This is a genomic window from Formivibrio sp. oc-25 (assembly GCF_055810895.1).
The window spans coordinates 36,970-59,296 of sequence record NZ_JBVVOL010000016.1 but is presented as its reverse complement, the minus strand read 5'-3'; the positions used below and the strand labels follow the sequence as shown (position 1 = coordinate 59,296).

Below are 22,327 nucleotides of genomic sequence, written 5' to 3'. Positions count from 1 at the left end.
CTGAATTCAGCTTCAACGAAAATGAACTGTGCGCGATGGCGCAGCAAGTGATCGACATCGCGCTGCGGCAAGGTGCTACCTCCTGCGAGGCCGATATCTCCGAGAGCGTGGGCAAGAATATCTGCGTGCGTCTGGGCGAGGTCGAAACCATTGAATACAACCATGACAAAGGCGTGGGCGTAACCGTCTATCTGGGCCAGAAGAAAGGCCATGCCAGTACTTCGGATTTTTCACCGAAGGCCATGGAAGAAACCGTGAGTGCGGCACTTGCCATTGCACGCCACACGGCGGAAGACCCCTGTGCCGGTCTGCCCGAGCATGGTCGCCTGGCCACCGAATTCCTCGATCTGGATCTTTACCACGCCTGCGAGATGAGCGTAGAAGAGGCCATTGCCATTGCTACCGAGTGCGAAGCTGCCGGGCAGGCCGTCGATCCACGCATCGACAATTCCGAAGGTGCAGCGGTTTACCTGAGTGCCAGCCGTTTTGCACTGGCCAATTCTCTGGGCTTTGTCGGCAGTGCCAGCATGAGCCGGCATAGTTTGTCCGCCACGCTGATCGCCGAAGATGAAAGTGGCATGCAGCGCGATTACTGGCACGATTCGGCCCGCAACTGGGCAGACATGAAATCGCCGCAGGAAGTTGGCCGCATTGCCGGCGAACGTACTGTGCGTCGGCTGGGCGCGCGCCGGGTCAAGACCGGCGAATACCCGGTGCTGTTCGAAGCCCCGGTAGCTTCCAGCCTGATCGGGCACTGGATATCGGCAGTGAGCGGCGGCAGCCTTTACCGCAAGGCCAGTTTCCTGACCGACAGCATCGGCCAGCAAGTGTTTGCCCCGTGCGTGACCATCCATGAAGACCCGTTCGTGCGACGCGGGTTGGCCAGCAGCAATTTCGATTCGGAAGGCGTGGCTGTGCAGGCACGCGATGTGGTGAGCAACGGCGTGCAGCAGGGCTATTTCCTGGCCAGCTACAGTTCGCGCAAGCTTGGCATGCAATCCACCGGCAATGCCGGCGGGCCGCACAACCTGATTGTTTCCCCCACGGCGACCTTTGCCCAATTGCTGGCCGAAATGGGCACCGGCTTGCTGGTCACGGAAATGATGGGCCACGGCATCAACCAGGTAACCGGCGATTATTCGCGCGGCGCAGCGGGTTTCTGGGTGGAAAACGGCGTGATCCAGTACCCGGTCGAGGAAATCACCATTGCCGGCAATCTGCGCGAGATGTACCACAACATTGTCGGCATTGGTGATGACTGCCTTTCATCTTCCAGCCGCAAGGTTGGCTCCATACTGCTGAGCAAGATGACGGTTGCCGGGGAATAAATGCTGCCCGCCTACTGGGAATCCGCCTGTCAGGAGCTTGCCAGCGCCGACCCGGTGCTGGCAGCGCTGATCGCGCGTTATCCCGGCATGGGATTACGCAGTCGCGGCGATGCCTTTCATACCCTGGCGCGCTCGATCGTCGGCCAGCAGATTTCGGTCAAGGCAGCAGATTCAGTCTGGGCACGCCTGGAAGCGTGTCTGGGCGATGTGGCCAGCGAGCGGGTTCTGGCACTGGATACGGATACCCTGCGCAGTTGCGGCCTGTCTGCACGCAAGGTGGAATACCTGAGCGATCTTGCCCGCCACCACCGTGATGGCCGGCTTGATCCCTTGGCCTGGCAGGATTGGGATGATGAAGCGATCATCGCCGAGCTATGCACGATTCGCGGTATCGGGCGCTGGACTGCCGAGATGTTCCTGATCTTCCATCTGCTGCGACCTGATGTGTTGCCGCTCGACGATATCGGCCTGATCAAGGCGATTGCCGCGCATTACCATGCCGGCGAGCGCCCGGCGCGCAAGGCCATGCTGCAACTGGCAGAACCCTGGCGGCCATGGCGTAGTGTGGCGACCTGGTATCTGTGGCGCAGTCTGGATCCTGTCCCGGTCGAGTATTGATGGGTGCGATGCAATAACCTAGGGCGTTGTTCTACCCTCTCCCCCAGCCCCTCTCCCGCACGCGGGAGAGGGGAGTGTTTGGATAGACTACTGATTTTGCCCCCTCTCCCGCGAGCGGGTAAATCACCGCCTTGGCAACTCCAGCAGCGATTTTTCCAGCAATTCATCCAGCAAGTAAGTGAAGTCCGCACTGGCATCCGAATCCGGTGCATAGGAAAAAATATCGGTTCCCCAGCCGATGGCTTCAACCAGCGATTCGTGTTCGTGGATACGAGTAGCGAGCACCTCGCCCGGATAGTGTTCAGCCAGGCTCGCGGCTACTTCCTCAACCGTACCGCGACCGGGTACATAGCGGTTGACCAGATAGCGCCTTTCCTTGCGTCCAGCCAGTTTCTCCACGCCCTTGAGCGTTTGCGACAGCATCTTTGCGCCATTGAGCGCCAGATATTCGGCCGTGACCGGAATCAGGATCAGGTCGGCGGCAAACAGTGCGGAAAAAGCCAGGATACCCAGTGCCGGATTGCAATCAATCAGCACGGGAATGCCGCTTTGCCTGAGCATTTCCGCATCGATGGCCCGCGCAAGCTTGCGGATGTGATTTTGCTGCGGCGATGGTACGACATCGATGCGCGATAGGCCGATGTGCGACGGGATGAAATGAATGCCGCCGCGAAGCCGAACAGCCAGATCAATCAGCCCGGATTGATCCTGATAAAACCCGGCAATGCTCTTTTGCAGCGAGGGTTTTTGCTGCCATAACGCGGTTAGATGCGCTTGCGGATCAAGGTCGATCACCACCGGCTCGATGCCATTTTGTGCGATGGCGCTGGCCAGATTGGCGGTGACCGTGGTTTTGCCGACACCACCTTTCTGATTGAAGACCGCGATGACTGTCATGAGCCAGATTTCCGGTTGAAGATAGAGCAGGAAACTGGATGCTACCACTCATGCGCATCGAAGGCCCTCTCCCCCAGGCGGGCGAGAGGAGCATGATCAAGACGCTGGTTCTACTCATTTTTCGCGAAAACGGGGGGGTGTGCCAAAACCACAGGGTTTGCCCCCTCTCCCGCGTGCAGGAGAGGGCTGGGGAGAGGGCCCGGCACCCGATCAGAGAATTTCCGCCGCGTAATCCGCCAGGCGAGAACGCTCGCCGCGCGTCAGCGTGATATGGCCCGAGTGTGCCCAACCCTTGAAGCGATCCACCACATAAGTCAGTCCGGAAGAACCTTCGGTCAGGTAGGGGGTGTCGATCTGCGCGATATTGCCCAGGCACACCACCTTGGTGCCGGGACCGGCGCGGGTGATCAGGGTTTTCATCTGCTTGGGTGTCAGGTTCTGCGCCTCGTCGATGATCAGCAGCTTGTTGAGGAAAGTGCGCCCGCGCATGAAGTTGAGCGATTTCACCTTGATACGGCTGCGGATCAGATCGCGTGTGGCAGCGCGGCCCCAGTCGCCGCCTTCATTGTCGGATTGGTTGAGCACATCGAGGTTATCCTCCAGTGCCCCCATCCACGGCTGCATTTTTTCCTCTTCCGTGCCGGGTAGAAAACCGATGTCTTCACCTACCGGAACGGTAACGCGCGTCATGATGATTTCACTGTAGGTCTTGGATTCCAGCGTCTGCATCAGCCCGGATGCCAGTGTAAGCAGCGTCTTGCCCGTACCGGCCTGGCCCAGCAGTGAAACGAAGTCTATTTCCGGGTTCATCAGCAGGTTGAGGGCAAAATTCTGTTCACGATTGCGCGCCATGATCCCCCACACGGCGTTTTTATGATGGGTGTAATCTTTCAGGCTTTCCAGTTGCGCGGTTTTCCCCTGAACCGAAACAACGCGAGCCATGAACGGTGGCTCGCCATTCTGGAACAGCAACTGGTTGATATAGAGCTCACCGCAATCTGGACCAGTCAGGCGCCAGTAGCTGCGGCCACCTTCCTGCCAGGATTTCATATCCTGGCCGTTGCGCTCCCAAAAATCCTGGTCGATCTCGCGCATGCCCGTATAGAGCAGATCGGTATCTTCCAGTACCTTGTCGTTGAAATAATCTTCGGCTGCCATGCCCAAGGCACGCGCCTTGATGCGCATGTTGATGTCTTTGGAAACCAGAATCACCTGCCGGCGCGGCTGCAACTGGTGCAGGTGATGCAACACCCCCAGAATCTGGTTGTCTGCCTTGCCCATCGGTAGCTGCGAAGGCAGCGTGCTGGTTGTGGCTTCTGTCTGCAGGAAGAGGCGCCCGCTGGCCTGGCCCTGGCTGGCATCGATCAGGGGCACGCCTTCATGCAGCGTATGCTCCTTGTCGCAGATCAGCTCTTCGATAAAACGGCTGGCCTGGCGCGCATTGCGGGCAACTTCAGACATGCCCTTCTTGTTGCTGTCCAGCTCTTCCAGCGTCACCATCGGCAGGAAGATATCGTGTTCCTCGAAGCGATAGAGCGAAGTGGGATCGTGCATCAATACGTTGGTATCGAGCACAAACAGCTTGGTGATGCCAGAACCTTTGTGTTTGCGGGCTGCCATGGTGCGTTCTCCCTTGTCTGGCGGCGTTGCCGCCGTTTATTCAAGTGCCTGCACGAAAGCAAGCACTTCCGCGACATGGCCCGGCACCTTCACACCGCGCCATTCCCGCACGATAGTGCCGGTCCGGTCGATCACGAAAGTGCTGCGCTCCACGCCGAGTACTTCTTTGCCGTAAAGTTTTTTCGTTTTGATGACATCGAATGCCTTGCAGGCGATTTCTTCCGGATCGGATACCAGCTCGAACGGATAAGACTGCTTGGCCTTGAAGTTTTCATGCGATTTGATGCTATCGCGCGAAATGCCGAACACCTGGCAACCGGCCGCCAGAAACTGCGCATGGGCATCGCGGAAATCGCCGCCTTCGGTGGTACAACCGGGGGTGCTGTCCTTGGGGTAGAAGTAAAGTACGAAAGCTTGGCCCTTGAGTGCCTCGGTATCGAAGGTGCAGCCGCTGGTGGCGGGAAGTTTCAGCGTAGGGCAGGGTGGATTGAACATAAGTACCTCCTGATTTGATAATGGTTGATGATTGCGTTCCGGGCAAGATTGGCGCACGGATTCTCAGCGGGCGAAATCACCATCTACCCAGCCCATGCCGCTGCGGATAGAATGCGCTGATTTGATTCAGATGGTGTCAACGAGATGAGCATCAAGAGCGACAAGTGGATTCGCCGCATGGCACAACAGCACAGCATGATCGATCCGTTCGTGCCCGGCCAGGTCAAGATGGTGGATGGCCAGCGCATCGTATCCTATGGCACCTCCAGTTATGGTTATGACATCCGCTGCGCGGATGAATTCAAGGTATTCACCAACCTGAACAGCACCATTGTCGATCCGAAAAACTTCGATGAAAACAGCTTCGTAAATGTTTCCGGCAAGGGCTACTGCATCATCCCGCCGAACTCCTTCGCGCTGGCCCGCACGGTTGAATACTTCCGCATCCCGCGCAACGTGCTGACCGTGTGCCTGGGCAAATCCACCTACGCCCGCTGCGGCATTATCGTGAATGTCACGCCGTTCGAGCCGGAATGGGAAGGCTATGTAACGCTGGAATTCTCGAACACCACGCCGCTGCCGGCCAAGATCTATGCCAACGAAGGCGTGGCACAGGTGCTGTTCTTTGAAGCAGACCCGGACGATGTTTGCGAAACATCCTATCGCGATCGTGGTGGCAAATATCAAGGGCAGATAGGCGTAACGTTGCCCAAGACCTGACCAAGCCTCGCCTTACCTTATGGCAAGATCAGCATGCGGTTCGCTTCCTGTGAGTGAACGGCATTTTGTTTTTTTGCAACATCCTCTTCCCAGCCCTCTTCTCCTACGGGTGGGAGAGGGAGCAAGGTTGGTGGATTGTCCAGTGGCACCCCTCTCCCACAAGTGGGAGAGGGGCTGGGGGAGAGGGCCTTGCCCTGCGCTACACTACGTCTCAATTTCGGCAGCATTGGCTTGAATATTGCTAGTCAATAATGTGCACGGTAACAGTAACGATTACCGGCTTGTAAGCACTTGCGTAATCAGTAAGAAAAAATTTCTATGATATGATTCCGCCGATTTATCAGTACTTGATGATGCTGGCGCAGCCAGATTTCGAACTGCAAGAGAGACATACAATGATCCGGAACGGTGATCGCATGAGTTGGGCAGCATGGCTTGCTGCCTTGATTTTTTCCCAGGGCGTTTTTGCAGCAGCCAATCCTTACATGTCCGGTGCTACGCCGATGGCAAGTGGCGAAACGGTTGATTCCACTGCAATACCCCAGTTGCGCGCCCCGTTGATTGCCGATCCGGCCAGCACCAATTTCCAGCAGTACTCACAGTTTCCACAAACCTTGCCGCTGCAGGGTATGCCAGCCAAATTCAGCAAGCCGCTTTCCTGTAATGATCCAGTCGGATTGAACGATTTCCAGAAGTACCTGTGCCGCACCGCAGGTGTGCCGTTGCCAGTGTATGGGCGGCATATGTTTGCAGAAGCCAACAATGCGTTTTCTCCCATGCAGGCCATGCCGGTCGGGCCGGAATATGTATTGAATGTGGGCGATGAGTTTGTATTGCGTACCTGGGGCCAGCTGGATGCCGAACTTACCCTCAAGGTGGATCGAGCCGGCCAGATTTTCATCCCGCGTGTGGGCAATATCAGCGTGGTGGGGGTGCCGTTTGGCAGCCTGAAGCAACACCTAACCCGAGAGATTGGCCGCGTATTCCGCAATTTTGATCTGGCCGTAACCATGGGCCAGCTGCGCTCTGTGCAGATTTTTGTGATGGGTTATGCGCAAAACCCGGGCAGCTACACCCTGGGCGCACTTTCCACCCTGGTAAATGCCGTGATGGCCGCAGGCGGCCCGAGCGATGCTGGCAGCATGCGCCGCATTCAGCTCAAACGTGGCAACAAAGTAGTGAGCGAATTCGACCTTTACGATTTGCTGCTGAAGGGTGATAAATCAGCCGATCTGTTACTGCAATCCGGCGATGTGATTTATATCCCCACGGTTGGCCCGTTGGCGGCCATTCATGGCGGTGTACGCGTACCGGCCATTTATGAACTGAAAGGCAAGGAATCGCTCAAGGAGTTGATCGATCTGGCCGGTGGCGCACGCCAGCTTGCGCTGGATGGCAATGTATCGGTTGAGCGCATCGTTGATCAGAAGGGCCGCGTGGTGGAATCTATCCCGCTGGCCAAGTCCGCCAGCTTTGGCTTGCGTGGTGGCGATGTTGCCCAGTTGTATGAGCTGAGTTCCCGTGTTGATCAGGTGGTTTCGCTGCGCGGCAATGTGGCGCAACCGCTGCGCCAGGCTTGGCACAAGGGCATGAAGATCAGTGATTTCATCACCGACAAGAGCCTGCTGCAAACCCCGGATTATTGGGAAAACAAATCGCGCGGCAAAGCTGGCGATGTACTGGAACAAGATTCTGCCGTAGCCAAGGCCGCCCGCAATATCAGATCAGACAGCAACGAAATCAACTGGGATTACGCCATGATCGAACGGGTGAACCCGTCGGACATGAGCACCCGTCTGGTTTCCTTTAACCTGGCTGAGGCGCTTAAGAAGAATCCGGAACACGATCTGGAGCTGAAATCCGGCGATATCATCAACATCTTCAGCAAGGCTGATATCCAGATCAACAGCGGCAAGAAAACCCGCTTTGTGCGCCTGGAAGGCGAAGTGGCCGTGCCCGGTTTCTATGAAGTGCAACCGGGTGAAACCTTGCGCGATCTGGTTGCCAGAATCGGTGGCTTGACGCCGCGCGCCTACCTGTTTGGCTCTTCATTCAGCCGCGAATCGGTTCGCCAGAAGCAACAGGTAGAGCTTGAAAGATATGCAGATGAGTTGGAACAAACCGCAAATCGTCAGTCGGTTGATTTGGCAACCAACGCTGTCCGTTCTGTAACAGCCGACAGTGCTGCAGTCGTTGCAGATCAGTCGAAGCAAATCGCTAAAAAACTCAAAGCCATGCGCGCCACTGGCCGCATCGTGCTGGGGCTAAGGCCAGAAGATAGTGCCGCCAAGAGCCTGCCCGCCATCGAACTGGAAGATGGCGATCGCCTCTACGTGCCGCACACGCCGGGTACGGTGGATGTGCTGGGTTCCATCTTCAGCCGCAATAACGCTTATATCTTCCAACGTGGCAAAGAGATTGAAGATTATCTGGAATTGGCTGGCGGACCGACTGATCAGGCTGAAGAAGGCAGCATCCACGTAATCCGTGCTGACGGTTCCGTGATCAGCGCCAAGCAGGATTCGGCCTATTCTTTCTGGCGTTCGTTTGAAAGCACTGCCGCTCTGCCGGGCGACACTATCGTGGTTCCGGAAAAGATCGACCGCACCAGCTTCACCAAAAACCTGATGGATTGGACGCAAATCCTCTCCAACTTCGGTTTGGGTGCCGCAGCGCTTAAATCGATTACCGACTGATAGCCTGACAAGCGAAAGGCAACCTACATAAGGTTGCCTTTCCTACCTGATCCTTGCCCAGCTTTCACATCAAGAAACTGACCATGCAAAACAACACTCAAGATCTGCAAAACAATAATCAGGAAGCCGATGACGAAATCAGCCTGCTTGATCTGCTGATTGTGCTGGCCAAGCACAAGCGCCTGCTGATTGGCCTGCCGCTGCTGTTCGGCGCCCTGGCCTTGGCTTATGGCCTCATTACCAAGCCCATCTTTGAAGCCAAAACCACCATCCTGCCGCCGCAACAGCAGCAATCCAGCGCAGCGGCCATGCTATCCCAACTGGGTGGGCTGGCGGGTGCGGCAGGCGCATCGCTGGGTATCAAAAATCCCAATGATCTGTATGTGGCCATGCTGCAAAGCCGCAGCATTGCAGACCCACTGATCAGCAAGTTCAAACTGCAGGAAGTGTATGAGGCTGAAACGCTGACCGATACACGCCGAAAACTGGCAGACAACAGCAATATTTCCAGCGGCAAAGATGGCCTGATTTCCATAGCTGTGGAAGATTTTTCGCCCGAGCTGGCTGCAAAACTGGCCAATGCCTATGTGGAAGAGCTGCGCAACCTGACCAAAACTCTGGCCGTTACCGAAGCCGGGCAACGCCGCCAGTACTTTGAAACCCAGCTCAACAAGGCTAAAAAAGAGCTGGCCGATGCCGAAATCGCCTTGAAGCAAACCCAGGAAAAAACCGGCGTATTGCAACTGGAAGCACAAGGCAAAGCCACTATGGAAGCTTTGGCCAACCTGCGCGCACAAATTGCATCGCGCCAGGTGCAACTTAGTGCCATGCGCAATTTCGCCACCGAGCAAAACCCGGATTATCAAAGGGTGAGGGCAGAGCTGGGCGGGTTGCAGCAGCAACTGAATGCACTCACCAAAGGTAGCAATGAAGATGATGTACTGGTTTCCCGTGCCAAAGCACCCGAAATCGCCGTGGAATACCTGCGCAAAGTACGCGATCTGAAATACCAGGAAACCCTGTTCGAACTGCTGAGTAAACAATACGAACTGGCCAAGCTGGACGAAGCCCGCGATGGTGCCAATATCCAGATTCTGGATGTTGCCACCCCGCCGGAAAAGAAATCCAAGCCCAAGCGCGCCTTGCTGATTCTGATTGCCGGCATGGGCGGATTTTTCCTGGCATGTATCAGCGCCTTTGTGCTGGAAGCCATCAATAAAAGCAAAGCTGATCCGGAAAGTAGCCAGCGCTGGGCTGCATTGGTTGGAGCATGGAAAGGGCGATAAACCGACCCCTCCCCCGAATGCGGGAGAGGGAGAGCAGCATTTTTTGCTACACGTAGGACGGGTTTCAACCGATCTGATGCGATGATTGCAATATTGCTGTCGACGGACTGAAGTCCGTCCTGCGGCGCTATTGATCAGGCACGTTGAAGTTTTAATACATCGTCATTCCGGCGAAGGCCGGAATCCAGTGACAGCGCTGGTTGTCTGCCTAGTCCTCGACTTTGAAGTCGCAGACCGCATGCGGAAGAAGGAAATGGCGATATTGTTCTGGATTTTACAGCGCAGAGAATTGAGTGGTTTTTGAATAGTAGTGATGGAGTAATAAATGAAGATTGCCATTGCCGGCACAGGTTACGTAGGCTTATCCAACGCCATTTTGCTGGCCCAGTATCATGAAGTAGTTGCATTGGATATTGTGCCGGAAAAAGTATCGATGCTGAATAACCGGCAATCTCCTATCGAGGATGCAGATATCCAGCATTACCTCCAACACAAATCCATCAATCTGCGCGCTACGCTATGCAAGCAGGAAGCATTTGCAGATGCTGAATTCGTGATTATTGCTACACCTACCGATTACGATCCGCAAACCAATTATTTCAATACTGGTTCGGTAGAAGCTGTTATCAAGGATGTGATGGCGGTCAACCCGAATGCGGTGATGGTTATCAAATCCACCGTGCCGGTTGGTTACACAGCCAAGATCAGCGAAGAGTTGGAGTGTGACAACATCGTATTTTCACCCGAATTTTTGCGGGAAGGCAAAGCGCTTTACGATAATTTACACCCCAGCCGTATTGTTGTAGGGGAGCGGTCTGATCGCGCGCAAGTATTTGCCGGCCTTCTGCAACAAGGGGCCATCAAACAGGATATTCCGGTTCTGTATACCGATAGCACTGAGGCCGAAGCGATCAAGTTATTCGCCAACACCTATCTTGCCATGCGTGTGGCTTACTTTAACGAGCTGGATAGCTACGCAGCGGCGCACGACCTCGATAGCCGCCAGATCATTGATGGCGTGTGCCTGGACCCCCGTATTGGCAACCATTACAACAATCCATCGTTTGGTTATGGCGGCTACTGTCTGCCCAAGGATACCAAACAATTGCTTGCTAATTATCGGGATGTGCCGCAGAACCTGATTCGTGCGATTGTGGAATCCAATACAACGCGCAAAGATTTCATCGCTGAAGAAATCATTCGTCGCAATCCTTGTGTGGTAGGTATTTATCGCCTGATCATGAAGGCAGGCAGCGATAATTTCCGTGCCAGCAGCATTCAGGGCATCATGAAGCGCATAAAAGCCAAGGGTATTGAGGTGATAGTGTATGAGCCCGAACTCAAAGAGGCAGAATTTTTCAGATCTCCCGTTGTGAATGATCTGGCTGATTTTAAGCGGCGAGCGGATGTGATAATTGCTAATCGCATGACATCAGCATTGATTGATGTGGCAGAGAAACTATTTACACGTGATTTGTATGGTAGCGATTGATTTTTAAGCTGGGGATGAAAGACACCACATATTGATCAGTCAGTCTTTCTGTTAAGTTTTCCTTGTGCATGCCCTTAAACCAATCGGGAAATCCTCCGGCCTTACCGGGGAGGCAGTAAAAGTTTGACTTTTACGGACGTCCATCCAGGGAACTCCGGTAGTGAGTCGCCAAACACACTCGGAAGGAGTAACCCGATGGACGAATTTGAGAGCCTAAGTCACAGCATTTCGGGATGAATACCATGTGGTATTCATCCCGAAATGCCGGAGGAAATCGCTGTACGAGATGCTACGCCCGCATCTTGGCGAAATGTTTCGCCGATTGGCACATCAGAAAGAGAGCCGAATACTGGAAGGGCGTTTGATGTCTGACCATGTGCACATACTGATTGCGATACCGCCGAAATATGCGGTGTCGCAGGTGGTTGGATATATCAAGGGCAAGAGTGCGATCCATCTTGCGCGGGTATATGGAGAGCGCCGACGAAATTTTGTGGGGCAACATTTTTGGGTACGCGGCTATTTTGTCTCTACAGTTGGCCGTGATGAAGAGGTGATCCGTTGTTATATCCGTGATCAGGAAAAGGAAGATGAGCGGTTGGATCAACTCAATCTGTATTGAGGAATGGCCGCCTGTGGCGGCGGAAGAGTCGGGGCCGCGTTAGCGACCTCGCCAGCCGCTTTGAGCGGCTCACATTATGAAGGCCCCCCGGCTTTGCCGGGGGATTGTTACTAATGCCCGAAAATATAATGGTCGATGCAATGGATAAATTAAAGATTGCAGGTTTCTGATCTGGGTATTTGTGGTATTGGGTTTCTTTAGGCAACAGTTAAGATTTGGTTGTCTGGTCCGAGATGATTCTGGGTGAGAAATCTATTTAAGAAGGGCGGATTCAGGGAGGAGGTGCGACTGTGAGCTGGTCGAAGAAATGGGGTGAGATGAGGTAAATTCCCCGGCCTTTTGACCGGCAAGTCAGGAGCATGGGAATGGGATACCGTCATCTCACCAAAGCGAAAGATACCAGATAGAAGCGTTGTTGCGGGCGATGAAATCGCCGGCAGAAATCGCCCGACAATTGGGTCGTAGCAAAAGCACGATCAGTCGTGAACTGGCTCGCAATAATAGTCAGCGAGTTTATCGGGCGGCGCAGGCACATCGGAGCTACCGACAACGACTGGTCGAGAAAGGGCGCGAGCGTCAGTGCTGGCATTTGGTCTTTGACGAAGTTGCAGTACCGTTGCTGGCAGAGGGCTGGAGTCCTGAGCAGATCAGTGGCTTCTATGGGAATAGCGATTATGCGGTCAGCCACGAATGGCTGTACCAACGCATTCTGCGCGACAAACAGGAAGGCGGTAGGGTTTACCGGCACCTGCGTTGCCAGAGGCAGCACAAGAAGCGTTACGGCAAACCGGAACGGCGCGGACAGATCGTGAACCGGCGCTCAATCAGCGAGCGTCCGAAGGAAGTCGAAGCACGCTGTCGGGTGGGTGATTGGGGGGCTGACACGATTATCGGTACAAATCATCAGGGAGCCGTAGTCAGTCTGGTAGAACGCAAGACCGGTTATGCCAAGCTGATTCGGGTGCCCAGCAAAGAGGCGGCGGGCGTCACGCAGGCGATCAAGAAGGCACTGCGCCCGTTCAAGGAAATGGTGTTGACGATTACCTTCGACAACGGCAAGGAATTCGCCGGACACGAAAAGATTGCTAAAGCGCTGAAAGCGGATTGCTACTTTGCTGATCCGTACAGTTCCTGGCAGCGCGGCAGCAACGAAAACCTGAATGGATTGGTGCGGCAATACTTCCCGAAAAAGAGTACGGCTTTCACCCAGGTCACAGATGCAGAGATTGCCTAGGTCGAAAGAAAGCTCAATAATCGACCGAGAAAGCAGTTGGGCTGGGAAACGCCAGCCCAAGTATTTATCGGTAAGTCACTGAATTGACTTACCTATTGTCAGTTGCACTTGCTTTTTGAATTCGCGAAGTAATAGACGATACACTGTGCAAAATAAATATGAATATGAGCAGATAATAGTGTGGGGAGTCTGTAAGACTTTGGTTGGCTTAAGAGTCGCAAGGCGATTAATGACTTGCGCGAATTAAAAATATTGGAATTGGTGTATTTGTAGTTTTTGTTTTTTAAAATATCGAGTAAATTAGTGGTATTGCTTCATTAAAATATTCTTCCGTAGGGGTGGGTTGGATATTTTTAAATATAAATTTTTTATTTCTATAGGCTAAATAATAATGGATGTCAATCTGATTAATTTACAGCGCCATGGTGATGGTCGTGGTTCTCTCGTAGTAATGGAAGAAAGTAAAAATATTCCATTCTCGATTAAGCGTGTCTACTATATGTTTGATACATGCAATGGAGTGAGGCGCGGCTGCCACACTCATAAAAAGTTGCAACAACTTGCGGTTGTGATAAAAGGTTCATGCTGGTTTCATTTGGATGATGGGAAAGAGCAACGGCAAATTTTCATGAATAATCCGTTAGAAGCCATATTGTTGCCACCTCTGCTTTGGCATGAGATGTATGAATTTTCAGAAGACTGCATTTTAATGGTTTTGGCAGATGATTTTTATGATGAGAGTGACTATATCCGAAACTATCAAGAGTTCATTTCCCACGTGAATGGGGCTTGATGACATATGTTTATCCATCCACTAAGTGATGTTCAATCATCACAGATTGGTCAAGGTTCTAAGGTCTGGCAGTTTTCAGTGATTCTGGCTGGTGCTAGAATTGGCGAGAATGTTAATGTATGCGCTCATTCGTTGATTGAAAATGAGGTTGTTATTGGTAATAATGTAACAATCAAGTCTGGTGTGTATATTTGGGATGGTATAACAATTGAGGATAATGTATTCATCGGTCCTTCTGTTGTATTTTCAAATGATAAAACTCCTAGATCTAAAGTTTATCCAGATAAGTATCTTAAAACAATAATTAAATACGGTGCATCGATCGGTGCAAATGCAACTATTCTTCCTGGCGTGACTTTGGGGGAGAATTGCATGATTGGTGCGGGAAGTGTGGTAACTAAAGATGTGCCGCCCTATGCTGTGGTTGTCGGCAACCCCGCACAAATTATTAAATATATGGAGAAGTAATATGATTCCATTTTTAAATTTGAAATCAATAAATGAACGGCACGCTAATGAATTAAAAGAAGCCTTTTCTCGAGTGTTGCATTCTGGCTGGTATATCATGGGAAGAGAACTGGATGCTTTTGAGGCGGAGTTCGCATCTTATTGCGGAACTAAACATGCCATTGGCGTAGCAAATGGCATGGATGCTTTGACTCTAGTTCTGAAAGCATGGATGGAGCTTGGTAAATTACAGGCTGGTGATGAAGTAATAGTTCAGGCTAATACCTATATTGCCTCAATTCTGGCAATCACGGCGAACGATTTAATTCCGGTGCTGGTTGAGCCGGATGCATCAACTTACAATCTCGACCCTGTAATTGTCAAATCATCTATTACTCCAAGAACTAGGGCCATTTTGCCTGTGCATCTGTATGGGCAAATTTCACCTATGCCGGAGTTAATGGCTATTGCACGCAACCATGATTTGTTAGTTCTTGAGGATTGCGCCCAATCACATGGTGCGAAACTTGAGGGTCGTCGAGCCGGAAGTTGGGGGGATGCTGCAGGATTTAGTTTCTATCCGGGAAAAAACTTAGGTGCATTGGGTGATGCAGGAGCTATTACCACTAACAATGATGAATTAGCTCAAACATTAAAGGCGCTGCGTAACTATGGCTCGCATAAAAAATATGAAAATATATACCAAGGTGTCAATAGTCGTTTAGATGAGCTTCAGGCTGCAATACTACGGGTTAAATTACCTTATCTTGATAGCGATAATTCTAGACGGCGTGATATTGCGATAAGTTATATTTCAGGAATTTCTAATCCTCTAATTCAGACACCTATTTTTAAAGAATCGGAATCCCATGTTTGGCACTTATTTGTGGTTCAAGCATTGCATCGCGAACAGTTGCAATCATATTTAAGTGAAAATGGAATCCAGACCCTCATTCATTATCCGATCCCACCTCATAAGCAGAAGGCATTTTCTCGGTGGCATAAGAAATCACTCCCGGTGTGCGAGTCTATTCATAATAAAGTTTTATCGTTGCCATTGGATCCGACAATGTCCGATGCGGATGTAATGCGCATTGTATGTAAAGTAAACGGATTTAAGCCATGAGGCGATTGGCAAAGGTTGCGACTTTTACTGCTTTTCTGGCTTTATTAAGAATGGCTGCGGGATTTTTAGTATCTAAGGTTGTTGCAGTGTATACGGGGCCGAGTGGAATAGCAATGTTAGGACAAGTTCAAAATATCGTTGGTACTTTGAATGGTCTGGTTAATGCTCCTGTCGGCTCAGGTATCGTACGATATACAGCACAAAATATTCATAATGGATATGATGCATGTTCGCCTTGGTGGAAAGCGAGCTTGCATTGTTTTTTAGTGGTTTCTCTGGTTTTAATACCTTTGGGGGTTTTATTTTCAAGTGTCATATCTCAATGGTTGTTTGGAACGGGTGCGTATTATTGGTTAATTGAATTAACGGTTTTTATGTTGCCGTTAACCGCCGTTGGGACGCTGATAAACTCAGTTGTTAACGGGCAGCAGCAATATCGTAGATATATAGTTTTGGGGATGATTGCAGTGGTAATTTCCAGCTCCTTAATGATAGCTTTAATTGTCAATATGCACGTTGATGGAGCTCTTATTGCTGCCTCAATCCAATATGGATTAATTGGTTTGGTGCTGATTGCGTTGTCGACTACTCAGCCGTGGGTGAAAATAAGTTATTGGTTTGGAGCTGTTGAGAAAAAATACTATCGCGATGTTGGGTGCTATGCATTGATGGCCTTGACTAGTGCGTTCACGGTGCCAGTTGCAATGTTGGTGATTAGAGGTATTTTGGTGGAGAATTTTAATTGGAATGTTGCAGGTTACTGGCAAGCCGTTTTTAAATTATCTGATGCATATTTGTCCATTATAACATTGGCGTTGAGTACTTACTATCTCCCTAGGTTGTCATCATGTATAACTTTACTTGAAATTAAAAGTGAAATAATAAATACCGCTAAGTTTATTTTACCTTTTGTTGCCTCAATGGGAGTTGGTATTTATATTTTAAGGGAGTTCTTGCTGAGGTTGTTGTTTTCAGATGCATTTATTGCTGCTCAAGATCTGTTTTTATATCAGTTGATTGGTGATTTTTTTAAAGTTGCAGGGTGGCTGGTTGCGTACCCAATGATTGCTCGTGGTGCAACTGTCTGGTTTGTGGGTACTCAGATTTTCTTTGCGATTTTGTATGTGCTACTGGTGTCTATTTTTGTCAAAGTGGTAAATGTAACCGGCGTGACAATGGGGTATATGGTTAATCAAATTATATACCTTGGATTTGTTGTTGTTTTTTTTAAAAAATTCGCAATACTACGAAATAAAATGGAGTCATAAATGTTTTCTGTTGTGATTCCTACATACAATGGGCGACGCTATATCTGTGAGACCATTGATTCAGTTCTCAATCAGTCACTGCATGATTTTGAGGTGATTGTGATAGATGATGCCTCTACAGATGATACGTACGAAATTTTGAAATTATATGAAAATAATGATCGCGTTAGAGTGTATAGAAATAATATTAATATTGGACTTTCGAGAACTGTAAATTATGGTGTTTCGCTAGCGATTGGTGAGCTTATTTTGTGCTTAGGGCATGATGATTTGCTATCGCCTAATCATCTGCAAGTGATGAAAAAAGTTTTTAATGATGAGAATGTTGTCTTGGCACATTGTGCAGCAAGATTGATAGATGGTAGTGGAAAAATTGGTGATGTGTTTGTGTCTGGTCATTTACTAAAAAGCAATACGGAGAAAATTCATTTCGAAATGTTGAAACGTAATGTGTTTCAAAGTTGTGGCTTGTGCTTTAGAAAATATGCTTTCAATGCTGTTGGTGGCTGGGATGAGCAATTTAGGATATTTGGTGAGTGGCTCATTTACTCTAAGATTTCTAGGCTTGGTAGAGTGAGTTTTGTTCAAGAGGTTGAGTCGTATTATCGTAGACATTCTTCAAATATTACTAATACATTTATGACGCTTCAGAGTTTTTTTGAACGCAGAGTATATAATGAAAAATGTCGAAATTATTTAATTTGCTCGGCTGATAATTTGTCCTTATTGGATAAAATTATTCTTCGATCCTATCACATTCTTTATGATTTAAGAGGTCTAATTCGTGTTGTTATCAAGTAGACGAATTATATACATATGGGGCATTATTTTTTCTGAGTCATATCAGGCTTTGAGGCGATTTTTATTTTTTATTATTTCTTTGCAAAAAAAGGGGTTTCGATCAAAACAACCTGTCATCGTTGGCGGGAAAGGTCTTGTAAAAATTGATCGTTCTGTTGTCATAGGCGTAAGGCAGTCACCTGCATACTTGTCATCTTATGGGTATATTGAGGCGAGATGCGATATGGCGGAGATTGTCATTTTGAAAGACACGGTTATCAACAACTCTATTTCTATTATTTCCAACAAAGAAAAGATTTTTATTGGAGAGGGCTGCCTTATAGGTTCGAATGTTAGAATATTTAGTAGTGACTTTCATACAACACAAAAAAAAGATCGTTCATCCAAAAATGCCAAAGGCTCTGATGTATTTATCGGAAATAATGTTTTTATTGGCGATGGAGTGACTATATTAAAAGGTGTTGTTATTGGGGACAACTCAATAATTGGGGCTGGGAGCGTCGTAACTGATAGTGTAGAAATGGATTGTGTTGTTGCAGGCAATCCTTCCAGGGTAATAAGATCATTGGGGTGATTGCTTTGAAGGTATTGTTTACTGGCTATTACGGATTCAAGAATTTTGGTGATGATTTATTTCCAATCGCTGCAATTCATGGGCTTGAAGGGCGAGATGTTACTATTGGAATTCTTTCGGCAAGAATTGATGGCGTTGAGGCGAATTTCTTGGTTCCGAATTTTTTGTCTTCTTTGTATTCTGGGGATGGTTTTTTCTCTAAGCTGGTTAGAGCCTTTTTTTTGATAAAGGGTGCAATACTCTATGATTATATAATACTGGCCGGAGGTTCGGTTCTTTCTTCGAATACGTCTGTATTGATGAGAAGGTTGCAGTATATTTTGGCCAGAATTAATCTGGTAAAGATTTGTGCTATAGGTGTATCTGTTGGCCCTTTTAAAAGAAAGTGCGATTTAATATTTTATAAAAAATTTATTGATCAGTTGGAATATTTATCTGTGCGCGATGAGGAGTCGATTTCAGAGTGTAAGAAAATAGGATGTAAAAATATTCCAGTTAACAATTTTGATTTGGTGGGTGTTCTGTACCCACTTATTGCGGAAAATAATAAAAAAAAGCATGGAGGCACGCCGAAAGTAATTGGTTTGTCTCTTTGTTTTTATGAGAGATACCATCAAATGGGTGAGGTGTGCGATTCAAAACGCTGTGATTGTCTGATCGAAGGTGTTTTGAAATATTGCTCCGCGCATAAGGATGTTAAGGTTAAAATAATCTGCTTGAATTCCAATGAATTGATTGGGGATGAATTTATAAGTAATTTTGCATACGAAAGGTTGCTTTCTCTTGATGTTGATTGTGAATTGATAACTCATGTCAATCCGTATGCGACGATGGATGCCATTTCATCGGTCGATTATTACTTGACGACGAGATTGCATGGTGGGATTGTGGCGTATTTGGCAGGGGTGAGGTTTGATTTGGTTGAATATCACCGTAAGTGTAAGGATTTCAATGATTTGATTTTAAACTCAGATGCTTGTCGTCTCAGTGATGATAAAATTTCTGTGGACTTGGTGGTTGATTGTATTTCAATTGGCATGTCGGGATTGTCATATTTTGTTTTGCCAAGTGATCAATATCATATTCGATCCATGAACTGTTTTCGCAATTTGAATTTTAATCGTGATTGCGAGTATTTGGTGAGTTAATGAATATTAGTTTTATTGTTATTGGTCTTAATGAAGAGAGATTTCTGCGGAAATGTTTTTCATCGATAGAATCTGCAGCAAATAATTTTAATTACGTAAAAAATAATTTTGAGTATGAAGTTATATATGTAGATAGTGGTTCGACTGATGACAGTATAAATATAGCTGAAAATTTTAGTGGTTTCGATATATCTGTTTATGTGTTAACGGGTGACCGTAGTGCTGCAGCGGCTAGAAAAGTTGGGGAAATAAATTCAAAATTTGATTACTTATTTTTTCTTGATGGAGACATGGAGCTGGATGAGAAATTTTTGTGTTCTTTTGATGAGAAAAATTTGTTTGTCGATGATATTGTGGGTGTGGTAGGTAAAAGAAAAGAGATTATTTATCCTCATAATGGTACACCATATGTTTTATCTGAAAATTTCTATTCATTCCATGGGGTGAGAAAAATAAATCATATGGGGGGGGCTGTGTTGGTGCGACGAGATGCTCTGATTCAATCGGGTGGTTTCTGTCCCAAACAAATAATGTGGGAAGAGCAGCGTCTTCTTGCTATGCTGATGAAGAATAAATATTATATCGTTTCGGTGGATATTCCATTTATTATTCACAATAATATAAAATCGAAGAAAATAGGTACTGTTTTGAGTTCGTATTTAAAGTATCGCGGAACCGGTTACTTCTATGCGATGTATCTGTTTGGTGCGATGCTTGATGGTGCATGGAAGGCGGCTGTACGGAATCAGATTCATTTTTTTATTACTTTTATCGCACATCTTCTGTTTGGGATTTCTGTTTTTCTGGGTTTTTTTGCTTTTGGTTTGTTAATTGAATTTTTTTACGTTGTTTTTTATTTTATAATTGGTAAAAAATTAATGGCTCATGCCAATCTTAGATTGTTGTCGAGTATTGTTTATTTTTTTACTCGTGAACGTAAATTTGTTTTTTCTTGGGTGAAGAAAAGTGGTTAAGGAAAATATTTTTCAGAAAAGGTGTTTATTTTATTACTATGTGCTGAAAATTATTTTCTCGTTGTTTGCTTTTTTTGTTTTTTCATCTTTTACTAAGATTGGTGATGCTGATCGATATGTTAATGCTGGGTTGTTTTTTTCTATTGATGTTTTTTTTGACTCTACTTCATTTATGGATTTTGTCGGTGGCTTGCTCGGGCTGTTTGGCGGGTTGCCTGCGTACATTTGTTTTTCTACGATAAACTTTATATTTTTTTTTAGGGCTATGTATGGCCTTCCATTGTCAAATAAGAGATTTTTGGCTTTTCTTTCTTTTTTTTCAATGCCGAGTTATTTGATATGGACAAGCGTTCCATCGAAAGAGGTATTTGTTTCTGGTGCAATGGCTGTTATTGCTTCTCAAGTGGTTAGACTGTATTTTTCATCTGTCTTGCTGTCTAATTTTCTTGTGGTTGTTTCTTTATATATTATTCTTGTTTTTAAGTCATATTATCTTCCTGCCGTGTTTGTTGCTTTTTTCTCAGCATGGTTTTTTGGCTGCAGGAGAGGGGGGAGGGGTAGTTTCTGGTTAATAACTGCTACTGGTTTTATGTTTGCATTTGCAGCTTTGTATTTGCTAAATGATTTAATCGGGGAAACTGTTTTTCGTGTAATAAGAGGCTTTGATTTAGATGCAGGTGCTGCTCGCGAAGAGTTTTGGGTTCATCCTGCTGATTGGTATCTGAAAGCACCTTTAGGTATGTTCCTGTCTTTTTGGGGGCCTACATTTTCAGAGGCATCTCGATCTACAGTTGTTTTTGTGGTTTTTGTCGAGTCTTTGATAATTTTTATTGGCTTGTTTTCTCTTATGTTTAGGTTTTTAGTATCAGTGATTAGATCTGGTCGTATGCGTCTTTCCTATATATCTATTGTTTTTTTCTCTAATTTTATTTTATTGTTTTCAACATACCCGTTTGGTGTTATGAATTATGGTAGTGCTATAAGATATAGAGAAGGTTATTATCCTTTTGTTGTTGTTATATTTTTTATATTTTCAATGCTTGGCTTTCAGAAAAAGCATAATAGTGTGGTGTCAAGATGAGTTGCATTGTATTTTCATCAAATACTTGTTGGAGTATTTATAATTTTCGTCTACCGTTGATTAAATTGTTAATGGTTGATCATTCGGTTGTTATAGTTGCTCCCCGTGATGCTTATGCGGAAAGGTTGCGAGATTTAGGTTTTGATGTTCGTTGCATTCCAATGGCGTCCAGTTCAATTAATTTGGTCGAAGATGTAAGGGCATTGGCTGCTTACTATTCCCTGATGCGAAGTTTGAGGCCTGATTATTATCTAGGTTATACCGCCAAGCCTAACATTTATGGAGGTTTTATTGCTTCATTGTTTGGTGCCAAGGTTATTAATAATATTGCTGGATTGGGAAGGGCATTCACGAGTGGATTTGTGCTGAAGTATCTGATTGTGTTGATGTATAGGGCTGCCTTGTGCAAAAGCTATCATGTTTTCTTTCAAAATAGAGATGATCGCGATTTATTTATCAATTCAAGAATTGTCAATCCAAGTTTGACATCTATTTTGCCTGGTTCTGGTGTTGATTTAAGCCGTTTTTTGCCTCTTAATGCAAGTGCTAGCAGTGAGCCTATGTTTGAAAAATTTACTTTTCTTTTTTCTTCTAGATTGTTACTGGAAAAAGGAATTGCTGAGTTTGTGGCGGCTGCTAAGATTGTTGGCGCTCAGTTCTCTAATGTCAGCTTTAAGGTTTTAGGTAAGTATGAAGCTACTTCAGCTGAAATATCTGAAGTGAACTTTCAATCTGCTATAAATGATGGCGTTATAGAGTATTTGGGCGTGACAGATAATGTGATTGAGGTATTGAATTCGGTACAGTGTTTTGTTTTGCCTAGTTATTATCGTGAAGGAGTTCCACGATCTTTACTTGAGGCGGGTAGCTGTGGTTTGCCTCTTATTACAACGAATTCGGTTGGCTGTAAGGAGGTGGTGCTTGATGGCGTTAATGGTTTTTTGGTAGAGCCGCGTAGTGTTAGTGCCTTAGTCATGGCTATGATTAAAATGATTAATCTATCACGGGAAGAACGCATTGCTATGGGTATTTCCAGTAGGAAATATGTTGAAAAATACTTTGATGAACGAATTGTTCTTGAGCAATATTCAAAATTGATTAGGTGAT

At 47.4% G+C, this 22,327-nt stretch carries 19 protein-coding genes and 2 pseudogenes; 18 read left to right on the top strand and 3 right to left on the bottom strand.

The window, feature by feature from the left end; all coding sequences use genetic code 11:
* The first annotated feature begins 35 nt into the window (after nt 1-35).
* Entirely contained in the window at nt 36-1,328 is a 1,293-nt protein-coding gene (gene pmbA, locus AC0KVQ_RS11555) for a metalloprotease PmbA (RefSeq protein ID WP_473421320.1), read from the top strand.
* Nucleotides 1,329-1,946: a DNA-3-methyladenine glycosylase family protein gene (locus AC0KVQ_RS11550; RefSeq protein WP_473421308.1), complete on the top strand. Its 618-nt coding sequence runs from the start codon at nt 1,329-1,331 to the stop codon at nt 1,944-1,946.
* A gap of 123 nt (nt 1,947-2,069) precedes the next feature.
* Here the strand turns inward: AC0KVQ_RS11550 and AC0KVQ_RS11545 are convergent, their stop codons facing one another.
* The 3 genes from AC0KVQ_RS11545 to AC0KVQ_RS11535 form a co-directional block, all read right to left on the bottom strand.
* A complete protein-coding gene (locus AC0KVQ_RS11545; RefSeq protein ID WP_473421307.1) occupies nt 2,070-2,843 on the bottom strand; it encodes a ParA family protein in 774 nt (257 codons plus the stop codon).
* A 210-nt stretch (nt 2,844-3,053) separates the two neighbouring features.
* Complete coding sequence (locus AC0KVQ_RS11540; RefSeq protein ID WP_473421306.1) at nt 3,054-4,463, bottom strand: PhoH family protein; 1,410 nt, start codon at nt 4,461-4,463, stop codon at nt 3,054-3,056.
* A gap of 36 nt (nt 4,464-4,499) precedes the next feature.
* Nucleotides 4,500-4,958, bottom strand: coding sequence for a peroxiredoxin (locus AC0KVQ_RS11535; protein WP_473421305.1), 459 nt, complete (start codon nt 4,956-4,958; stop codon nt 4,500-4,502).
* Between the two features lie 144 nt (nt 4,959-5,102).
* On the opposite strand from AC0KVQ_RS11535, the gene dcd reads away from it, so the two are divergent.
* The 16 genes and pseudogenes from dcd to AC0KVQ_RS11455 all read left to right on the top strand — a co-directional run bounded on the left by dcd (nt 5,103) and on the right by AC0KVQ_RS11455 (nt 22,326).
* The gene (gene dcd, locus AC0KVQ_RS11530) at nt 5,103-5,678 is read left to right on the top strand and encodes a dCTP deaminase (RefSeq protein WP_473421304.1); all 576 of its coding nucleotides are present in this window, start codon (nt 5,103-5,105) and stop codon (nt 5,676-5,678) included.
* A gap of 416 nt (nt 5,679-6,094) precedes the next feature.
* Nucleotides 6,095-8,374 carry a polysaccharide biosynthesis/export family protein gene (locus AC0KVQ_RS11525; protein WP_473421303.1) on the top strand — a complete coding sequence of 760 codons (2,280 nt, stop codon included), beginning with the start codon at nt 6,095-6,097 and terminating at the stop codon, nt 8,372-8,374.
* Nucleotides 8,375-8,457: 83 nt separating this feature from the next.
* Nucleotides 8,458-9,660 carry a GumC family protein gene (locus tag AC0KVQ_RS11520; protein WP_473421302.1) on the top strand — a complete coding sequence of 401 codons (1,203 nt, stop codon included), beginning with the start codon at nt 8,458-8,460 and terminating at the stop codon, nt 9,658-9,660.
* Between the two features lie 325 nt (nt 9,661-9,985).
* The gene (locus AC0KVQ_RS11515) at nt 9,986-11,152 is read left to right on the top strand and encodes a nucleotide sugar dehydrogenase (RefSeq protein WP_473421301.1); all 1,167 of its coding nucleotides are present in this window, start codon (nt 9,986-9,988) and stop codon (nt 11,150-11,152) included.
* 195 nt (nt 11,153-11,347) lie between these two features.
* Nucleotides 11,348-11,774 (top strand): annotated as a pseudogene (gene tnpA, locus AC0KVQ_RS11510) (IS200/IS605 family transposase).
* 370 nt (nt 11,775-12,144) lie between these two features.
* Nucleotides 12,145-13,095: pseudogene (locus AC0KVQ_RS11505) on the top strand (IS30 family transposase).
* Nucleotides 13,096-13,399: 304 nt separating this feature from the next.
* The gene (locus AC0KVQ_RS11500) at nt 13,400-13,801 is read left to right on the top strand and encodes a sugar 3,4-ketoisomerase (RefSeq protein WP_473421300.1); all 402 of its coding nucleotides are present in this window, start codon (nt 13,400-13,402) and stop codon (nt 13,799-13,801) included.
* A 6-nt stretch (nt 13,802-13,807) separates the two neighbouring features.
* Nucleotides 13,808-14,269 carry an acyltransferase gene (locus AC0KVQ_RS11495; protein WP_473421299.1) on the top strand — a complete coding sequence of 154 codons (462 nt, stop codon included), beginning with the start codon at nt 13,808-13,810 and terminating at the stop codon, nt 14,267-14,269.
* Between the two features lies 1 nt (nt 14,270).
* Complete coding sequence (locus AC0KVQ_RS11490; protein ID WP_473421298.1) at nt 14,271-15,374, top strand: DegT/DnrJ/EryC1/StrS family aminotransferase; 1,104 nt, start codon at nt 14,271-14,273, stop codon at nt 15,372-15,374.
* On the top strand, nt 15,371-16,642 hold the full coding sequence (locus AC0KVQ_RS11485; RefSeq protein WP_473421297.1) for an O-antigen translocase: 1,272 nt from the start codon (nt 15,371-15,373) through the stop codon (nt 16,640-16,642). Before AC0KVQ_RS11490 ends, AC0KVQ_RS11485 begins: the two co-directional genes overlap by 4 nt.
* On the top strand, nt 16,643-17,443 hold the full coding sequence (locus tag AC0KVQ_RS11480; RefSeq protein ID WP_473421296.1) for a glycosyltransferase family 2 protein: 801 nt from the start codon (nt 16,643-16,645) through the stop codon (nt 17,441-17,443). It begins immediately after the preceding gene.
* Between the two features lie 223 nt (nt 17,444-17,666).
* Complete coding sequence (locus tag AC0KVQ_RS11475; RefSeq protein ID WP_473421295.1) at nt 17,667-18,017, top strand: DapH/DapD/GlmU-related protein; 351 nt, start codon at nt 17,667-17,669, stop codon at nt 18,015-18,017.
* Nucleotides 18,014-19,165 (top strand): polysaccharide pyruvyl transferase family protein, encoded by a 1,152-nt coding sequence (locus AC0KVQ_RS11470; protein WP_473421294.1) that lies wholly within the window; start codon nt 18,014-18,016, stop codon nt 19,163-19,165. Before AC0KVQ_RS11475 ends, AC0KVQ_RS11470 begins: the two co-directional genes overlap by 4 nt.
* Nucleotides 19,165-20,139: a glycosyltransferase family 2 protein gene (locus AC0KVQ_RS11465; protein WP_473421293.1), complete on the top strand. Its 975-nt coding sequence runs from the start codon at nt 19,165-19,167 to the stop codon at nt 20,137-20,139. The genes AC0KVQ_RS11470 and AC0KVQ_RS11465 overlap by 1 nt, the downstream gene beginning before the upstream one ends.
* A complete protein-coding gene (locus AC0KVQ_RS11460; RefSeq protein ID WP_473421292.1) occupies nt 20,132-21,220 on the top strand; it encodes a hypothetical protein in 1,089 nt (362 codons plus the stop codon). Before AC0KVQ_RS11465 ends, AC0KVQ_RS11460 begins: the two co-directional genes overlap by 8 nt.
* Nucleotides 21,217-22,326 (top strand): glycosyltransferase family 4 protein, encoded by a 1,110-nt coding sequence (locus AC0KVQ_RS11455; RefSeq protein WP_473421291.1) that lies wholly within the window; start codon nt 21,217-21,219, stop codon nt 22,324-22,326. The genes AC0KVQ_RS11460 and AC0KVQ_RS11455 overlap by 4 nt, the downstream gene beginning before the upstream one ends.
* Nucleotide 22,327: the final 1 nt, after the last annotated feature.

Excerpts from the sequence above, each read along its gene's own strand:
- pmbA (WP_473421320.1), top strand. The coding sequence starts at position 36 with ATGGCGCAGCAAGTGATCGACATCGCGCTGCGGCAAGGTGCTACCTCC.
- AC0KVQ_RS11550 (WP_473421308.1), top strand. The coding sequence starts at position 1,329 with ATGCTGCCCGCCTACTGGGAATCCGCCTGTCAGGAGCTTGCCAGCGCC.
- AC0KVQ_RS11545 (WP_473421307.1), bottom strand. The coding sequence starts at position 2,843 with ATGACAGTCATCGCGGTCTTCAATCAGAAAGGTGGTGTCGGCAAAACC.
- AC0KVQ_RS11540 (WP_473421306.1), bottom strand. The coding sequence starts at position 4,463 with ATGGCAGCCCGCAAACACAAAGGTTCTGGCATCACCAAGCTGTTTGTG.
- AC0KVQ_RS11535 (WP_473421305.1), bottom strand. The coding sequence starts at position 4,958 with ATGTTCAATCCACCCTGCCCTACGCTGAAACTTCCCGCCACCAGCGGC.
- dcd (WP_473421304.1), top strand. The coding sequence starts at position 5,103 with ATGAGCATCAAGAGCGACAAGTGGATTCGCCGCATGGCACAACAGCAC.
- AC0KVQ_RS11525 (WP_473421303.1), top strand. The coding sequence starts at position 6,095 with ATGAGTTGGGCAGCATGGCTTGCTGCCTTGATTTTTTCCCAGGGCGTT.
- AC0KVQ_RS11520 (WP_473421302.1), top strand. The coding sequence starts at position 8,458 with ATGCAAAACAACACTCAAGATCTGCAAAACAATAATCAGGAAGCCGAT.
- AC0KVQ_RS11515 (WP_473421301.1), top strand. The coding sequence starts at position 9,986 with ATGAAGATTGCCATTGCCGGCACAGGTTACGTAGGCTTATCCAACGCC.
- AC0KVQ_RS11500 (WP_473421300.1), top strand. The coding sequence starts at position 13,400 with ATGGATGTCAATCTGATTAATTTACAGCGCCATGGTGATGGTCGTGGT.
- AC0KVQ_RS11495 (WP_473421299.1), top strand. The coding sequence starts at position 13,808 with ATGTTTATCCATCCACTAAGTGATGTTCAATCATCACAGATTGGTCAA.
- AC0KVQ_RS11490 (WP_473421298.1), top strand. The coding sequence starts at position 14,271 with ATGATTCCATTTTTAAATTTGAAATCAATAAATGAACGGCACGCTAAT.
- AC0KVQ_RS11485 (WP_473421297.1), top strand. The coding sequence starts at position 15,371 with ATGAGGCGATTGGCAAAGGTTGCGACTTTTACTGCTTTTCTGGCTTTA.
- AC0KVQ_RS11480 (WP_473421296.1), top strand. The coding sequence starts at position 16,643 with ATGTTTTCTGTTGTGATTCCTACATACAATGGGCGACGCTATATCTGT.
- AC0KVQ_RS11475 (WP_473421295.1), top strand. The coding sequence starts at position 17,667 with ATGGCGGAGATTGTCATTTTGAAAGACACGGTTATCAACAACTCTATT.
- AC0KVQ_RS11465 (WP_473421293.1), top strand. The coding sequence starts at position 19,165 with ATGAATATTAGTTTTATTGTTATTGGTCTTAATGAAGAGAGATTTCTG.
- AC0KVQ_RS11455 (WP_473421291.1), top strand. The coding sequence starts at position 21,217 with ATGAGTTGCATTGTATTTTCATCAAATACTTGTTGGAGTATTTATAAT.